This is a genomic window from Janthinobacterium sp. BHSEK, from assembly GCF_056174685.1.
Genome location: NZ_JBWBYV010000238.1, coordinates 1 through 469, shown reverse-complemented (window position 1 = coordinate 469; position 469 = coordinate 1). Strand labels below are relative to the sequence as shown.

The 469-nt window shown below is 49.7% G+C and carries 2 rRNA genes; both read left to right on the top strand.

Annotation, left to right across the window (positions count from 1 at the left end):
- Window positions 1-212, top strand: a 23S ribosomal RNA gene (locus AC0V2Y_RS28725); the annotation flags it as partial.
- Window positions 213-352: 140 nt separating this feature from the next.
- Window positions 353-465, top strand: a 5S ribosomal RNA gene (rrf, locus tag AC0V2Y_RS28720).
- The last annotated feature ends 4 nt before the right edge of the window (window positions 466-469 follow it).

Below are 469 nucleotides of genomic sequence, written 5' to 3'. Positions count from 1 at the left end.
CGGTTGTCACGCCAGTGGCATTGCCGGGTAGCTAAGTTCGGAAGAGATAACCGCTGAAAGCATCTAAGCGGGAAACTTGCCTTGAGATGAGATTTCCCAGAGCCTTGAGCTCTTTGAAGGGTCGTTCGAGACCAGGACGTTGATAGGCTGGGTGTGGAAGTGCAGTAATGCATTAAGCTAACCAGTACTAATTGCCCGTACGGCTTGTCCCTATAACCTTAGCAGGTACAGAGGATAAGACGGTACAACGTTGCGTGTGTGTTGATACACCAATTCATTACCCAAAATCTTTGCTTCTTCCAGATTCATGACGCTGCTGCCCAATCGGGAGCAACCGTCAGTACAAGTTATGCCTGATGACCATAGCAAGTTGGTCCCACCCCTTCCCATCCCGAACAGGACCGTGAAACAACTTTGCGCCGATGATAGTGCTGCAACCAGTGTGAAAGTAGGTTATCGTCAGGCTTGT